The sequence below is a fragment of the Streptomyces sp. MnatMP-M17 genome, from assembly GCF_900091995.1.
In the GTDB taxonomy this organism is placed as follows: Bacteria; Actinomycetota; Actinomycetes; order Streptomycetales; family Streptomycetaceae; genus Streptomyces.
In genome coordinates this window covers 1-5,073 of the sequence record NZ_FMDK01000982.1, presented here as the reverse complement: position 1 = coordinate 5,073, position 5,073 = coordinate 1, and the positions used below count along the sequence as shown (strand labels likewise).

General features: G+C 68.1%; 5 protein-coding genes. 2 read left to right on the top strand and 3 right to left on the bottom strand.

Annotated features, from left to right (window positions below):
* The 3 genes from GA0115259_RS34645 to GA0115259_RS34635 form a co-directional block, all read right to left on the bottom strand.
* A partial coding sequence (locus GA0115259_RS34645) for an ethanolamine ammonia-lyase reactivating factor EutA (protein WP_256098280.1) occupies positions 1-805 on the bottom strand: 805 nt, incomplete at its 3' end.
* Between the two features lie 115 nt (positions 806-920).
* A complete protein-coding gene (locus GA0115259_RS34640; protein ID WP_256098279.1) occupies positions 921-2,087 on the bottom strand; it encodes a cupin domain-containing protein in 1,167 nt (388 codons plus the stop codon).
* Positions 2,088-2,272: 185 nt separating this feature from the next.
* On the bottom strand, positions 2,273-3,016 hold the full coding sequence (locus tag GA0115259_RS34635; RefSeq protein WP_093604254.1) for a 2,3-bisphosphoglycerate-dependent phosphoglycerate mutase: 744 nt from the start codon (positions 3,014-3,016) through the stop codon (positions 2,273-2,275).
* A gap of 160 nt (positions 3,017-3,176) precedes the next feature.
* On the opposite strand from GA0115259_RS34635, the gene GA0115259_RS34630 reads away from it, so the two are divergent.
* Complete coding sequence (locus GA0115259_RS34630) at positions 3,177-3,500, top strand: 2Fe-2S iron-sulfur cluster-binding protein (protein ID WP_093604250.1); 324 nt, start codon at positions 3,177-3,179, stop codon at positions 3,498-3,500.
* Positions 3,501-3,609: 109 nt separating this feature from the next.
* Positions 3,610-4,896, top strand: coding sequence for an aromatic ring-hydroxylating dioxygenase subunit alpha (locus GA0115259_RS34625; RefSeq protein WP_093604248.1), 1,287 nt, complete (start codon positions 3,610-3,612; stop codon positions 4,894-4,896).
* Positions 4,897-5,073: the final 177 nt, after the last annotated feature.

Sequence of the window (5,073 nt, the reverse complement as noted above, 5' to 3'; positions counted from 1 at the left end):
CGGCCCGGGCCGCGTGCCGGCGGCCGGCCGGATCGAGCCGTACGACACGGCCCGCGCCGTCCATGACCTGGAGCCGCCCGCCGATGTCCAGCGCGGCGGTCGACACCACCTCGCCATGGTCGAGCACCGCCAGTTTGGTCGTTCCGCCACCGATGTCGATCACGAGCACACGCAGTCCGGTGTCGTACGAGACCTTCGCCGCGCCCGAGCCGTAGGCGGCGAGCATGGCCTCCATATGGTGGCCCGCGGTGGCGGTGACCAGCTCGCCGCCGCGCTCGGCCAGCAGATCCGCGATGGCCTCGGCGTTGCGGCGGCGCAGCGCCTCACCGGTGAGGATCACGACACCGGTGTCGACGGCGGCAGGCTCCACGGCCGCGTCGCTGTACGCGCGGTCGATGATCGAGCCCAGTGCCTCGGCGTCGATGTGCTCGTCGCTCGCGTACGGAGTCAGGGCGACGGGGGAGCGGTAGAGAGTCTCCCGGCGCACGACGATGTACCGGCTGGTCAGATCCTCGCCGATACGGCGCAGCCGGAGCCGGGAGAAAACGACCTGGGTGCCGGAGGAGCCGATGTCCATGCCGACGCTGTGCAGCAGCACGTTGTCCTGCTGCCAGATCGGGTTCTCCTCCAGGGCGCTCAGCGGCTCGTCGTCGTGCACATGGTCATGGTCGGGGACATAGGCGGAGAAAACGGCGCGTGTGTCTTCACCGTGATCTTCGCCGTCAGCGTGGCTGTGGCTGTGGCTGTGTCGGGGACGGTTGTCGTGGTCGTGGTGGTCGGCTCTGTGCGGTCCGGCGTGCCTCACGATGGTGCTCCTCGTCGTGATCGCGGCACGGCTCGGGCGGTCGAGTCCGCGCCCGTGAGCAGACATGCGGCCCGTGCCCGTGAGGGGCACGGGCCGCACGCGTGGTGGAGGCCCGTCAGCCGGTGACCGTGCCCTCCGGCTTCGGCGCGAGCGTGGGCAGCTCCGCCTCGTACACCTCGTCCATCCGCGGCTCCATGCCGTGCTTGGCCAGCGCCTCCCGGAAGGTCTCCCGTACCAGCGGCGACTCGTCGGCGTAGTCGATCTGGTCGCCGCCGATACGCCGGCTGATCCAGGCCTTCGGTACGCCCTGCGCATTGCGCATGGAGACCACCTCGTGCTTGAAGGCGAGATAGCGGCCCGGCTCGGCGCCGGTGTTGAAGTGCTGGTGGAACCACATGTTCGGAGGCACGATCAGCGAGCCGGGACCCCACTCGTAGCGCTGCGGCTCCTCGCCCTCCGGCCACATCAGGCTGTAGCCCTCGCCCGACAGAATGATCACATGGGCGCCGGGACCATGCCGGTGTCCCTTCTTGTAGGTGGCCGTCGGGAACTGCGAGATATGGCTGTTCATCGAGCCCTTGGCCATCGCGAAGCGGATATGGCCGCCGCCCGCGCCGCGTTCCTTCGCCTCGATCAGCGGCAGATTGACCGCGTCGGCGACGAAGTTGGTGTCCAGCAGCAGCCCCTTCTGCTCGCCTCTGGGAGAGAAGTAGTCCGGCTCGCCGTTGAAACGGTCCGGGAAGTCGTGCGGTGTGTGGAAGACGAAGTCCACGTCGTCGTAGAGATTGATGACCGGCGGCATGTTTGTCGAGGAGACGAAGCGCGCGGCCTTCAGCCCGGAACCGTTGAAGTGCTGGTGATGGGCGTTGAGCGGGATGGCGAAGATCGATCCCGCCTGCCACTCGAAGGTGACCTCGGCGCCGGCGTCGTTCCACACCTTGGTGGAGCCCTGTCCGTCGAGGACGAGGATCATCTCCTCGAAGAGCTGCCGCTGCGGCGCCAGTTCACCGCCCGCGGGGATCTCGCAGACATAGCAGTCGTTCGACGTACGGGTCGCCTCGTGATTGATGAACACACCTCGGCCGCCGCGCCGCGCCCACGGCTTCAGCTCGACCGTGCGCAGATCGGGCACATAGTGGGCGGAGATGATGTCCAGTCCCTCCGCGGCGACCCAGCGCGTATAGGGAGAGTCCTTCTCGGTGGCGAACTTCGCCGCCAGCTTGTCGTCGACGATCGCGTCCTTGGCCATTACCACGGCCTTTCCTGTCGGCTTGTGTGCCACGTCGGCTCTGTGTGCCACGGAAGTAGCGGAAGAGGCCCCGGACCGGCCGTATCGCGGGAGCAGGGAAGGCGGGCCGGTGGAACCGTATCTGGATTGGTAGAACCATAAGTCCATGGTTTTTTCATGTCAACGACTCCCATGGGATCCGGCGCGCGGGTCAGTTCCCAGGCGTGCAGGTCAGGGCCTTATCCCGAGGTGCGGCCGGCCGTCCGGGTGTCCCGGTGGCCCTCTTTCGCCACCGCGCGGGCGGCCTCGGCGGCGCCGACCGGATCGAGATAGCGGCCTCCGCGTACGACGGGCGCCAGGTGTTCGTCGAGCGTGTAGCACAGAGGAATGCCCGTGGGGATGTTGAGCTCCATCAGCTCGTCGTGGTCCAGCCCGTCGAGATGGGCGGCCAGCGCGCGGAGCGAGTTGCTGTGCGCCACGACCAGAACGGTCCGCCCGGCGCGCAGATCGGGCGCGATCACCTCGTACCAGTGAGGCAGCAGCCGGGCGCTGACATCGGCGAGGGACTCGGTGCGCGGCGCCGGCTCTCCGTCCTCGTCGTCGCCGGGCGGGAGCGGCGGCGGGGCCAGATCGTACGACCTGCGCCAGAGCCGGAACCGCTCCGCGCCGTACTCCCGCAGCACCTCGCTCTTGTCCCTGCCCTGGAGGGCGCCGTAGTGCCGTTCGTTGAGCCGCCAGTCGCGGCTGAGCGGCGCCTGCGGGCGGCCGAGCGCAGCCAGCGCGAGTGTGCCGGTGCGTACCGAACGCCGCAGTACGGAGGTGTGCGCCACGTCCGGGAGCAGTCCGGCCGTCCGCAGCGACCGGCCGGCCTCGCGCGCCTGTTCCTCGCCGTGCGGAGTCAGATCCACATCGACCCAGCCGGTGAAGAGATTTCTGGAATTCCATTCGCTCTCGCCGTGGCGGAGCAGGATCAGCGTGTGCATGGGCCCGATTGTGACCACGCCCGACGGCGGTCGCGCCACCTTCTCGTTCACTTGCTTGTTCACTTGTCAGCGATCTGGTCTAATGGTCGGACCAAGGGCGGGATGGCTTGATGCCGCGTCCGTCGCTTCGGTAGAGACCAGCCTTGAGAGGAAGTGGACCTTGCCCAAGGTGATCTTCGTCGGCAGCGCCGGTTCCGAACACACCGTCGACGCGACGGCCGGTGATTCGGTGATGGCAGCGGCTGTCAGGAACGGCGTCCCGGGGATCGTGGCGGAGTGCGGGGGCAACTGTTCCTGTGCCACCTGTCATGTCTGGGTGCGGGAGGAGTTCGCGCCTCTGGTCGGCCCTCCGGGCGAGATGGAGGACGATCTGCTCGACATGGGCGTGTCCGACCGCAGGAGCACCAGCCGCCTCTCCTGTCAGATCCGTGTCACACCGGAGCTGGACGGGCTGACCGTCGACATACCTCCCGTGCAGCCCTGACGGCGTTTTCGCGCGTCCGTGCCGCACACCGCGCCCGAGCCGCCGTGCCGGCGGTCGCACCCCACCGAAGCCATCGCGGTGCGGTTCAGTACCTGAAAGGGAAACGGCTGTGCTTAGACAAGACATCAACGAGCTGCTCACGCAGACCGGTCCTGGGACACCCATGGGAGAGCTGTTCCGGCAGTACTGGATTCCGGCGCTGCTGGCCGAGGAGCTGCCGGAGAACGACTCCCCGCCCGTGCGCGTCAAGCTGCTCTCTGAGCGCATGGTCGCCTTCCGTGACAGCGAAGGACGGTACGGACTGGTCGACGAGTTCTGCGCGCACCGGGGCGCCTCGCTCTGGTTCGGCCGCAACGAGGGATCCGGGCTGCGCTGCCCGTACCACGGCTGGAAGTACGACGTCACCGGACAGTGTGTCGAGGTGCCCTCCGAGGCCGACAACAGCAGCTTCTGCCAGAACGTGCAGCTGACGTCGTATCCGCTGGTGAAAGTGGGCGATGTGCTGTGGACTCATATGGGCGACGCGGCCACCCGGCCCGCGCTGCCGGAGTTCGAGTTCGCCCAGGTGCCGCCGGAGCAGACGTACACCTCCAAGCGCTGGCAGCAGTGCAACTGGCTCCAGGCGTTCGAGGGCGGCATCGACTCCAGCCATGTCACCTTCCTGCACTCCGGCGGACTGAAGACCGATCCGCTGTTCCGGGGCGCCAAGGGCAACGAGTACAACATGAACGACACCAAGCCGTTCTTCGAGGTCGCCGACAGCGACGGCGGTCTCTTCGTGGGCGCCCGGCGCAATGCCGAGGAGGGCACCTACTACTGGCGCATCACGCCCTGGGTGATGCCCAACTTCACCATGGTGCCGCCGCGCGGCGACCATCCGATCCACGGCCACTTCTGGGTACCGATCGACGACGAGAACTGCTGGACCTACTCGTTCGACTACCACCCGGTCCGCCCGCTCACCGACACCGAGCGCCAGGCGATGATGGACGGGCACGGCGTGCACAGCAAGAACATCCCGGGCACCTACCGGCCCGAGGCCAATATGGACAACGACTATCTGATCGACCGCGAAGCCCAGAAGCGCGGTGACACCTACTCGGGAGTCGCGGGCATCGCCATGCAGGACGCCTCGCTCCAGGAGAGCATGGGACCGATCGTGGACCGTACCCGGGAGCGTCTGGTGCCCGCCGACAGCGGGATCATCAAGGCCCGGCAGAAGCTGCGCAAGGCCGCGATAGCGCTGCGGGACCAGGGTGTGACACCGCCCGGAGTGGATCCCGCACACCACAGGGTGCGTTCGGCGGCCGTGGTGCTGCCGCAGGCCGAGTCCTTCCTCGACTCGTGCCGTGACGCGGTCAAGTCGACTCCCGGCGTTCCGCAGTCGTCGGTCTGACATGGCGGCGGCGTCGACGTATCTCAGTGAATGCGCGCGGGCGACCGCGCCGGGCGAGTCCCGGTTCCGGATCCGCGCGGCCATCGCTCCGGCCAGGGCCGCGCGCGTGATCGCCCTGGACGAGCGGGCCGAAGGAGTCGCGAACCGGCTGGCAGGCCGGGGCTGGCGGCACGCGCG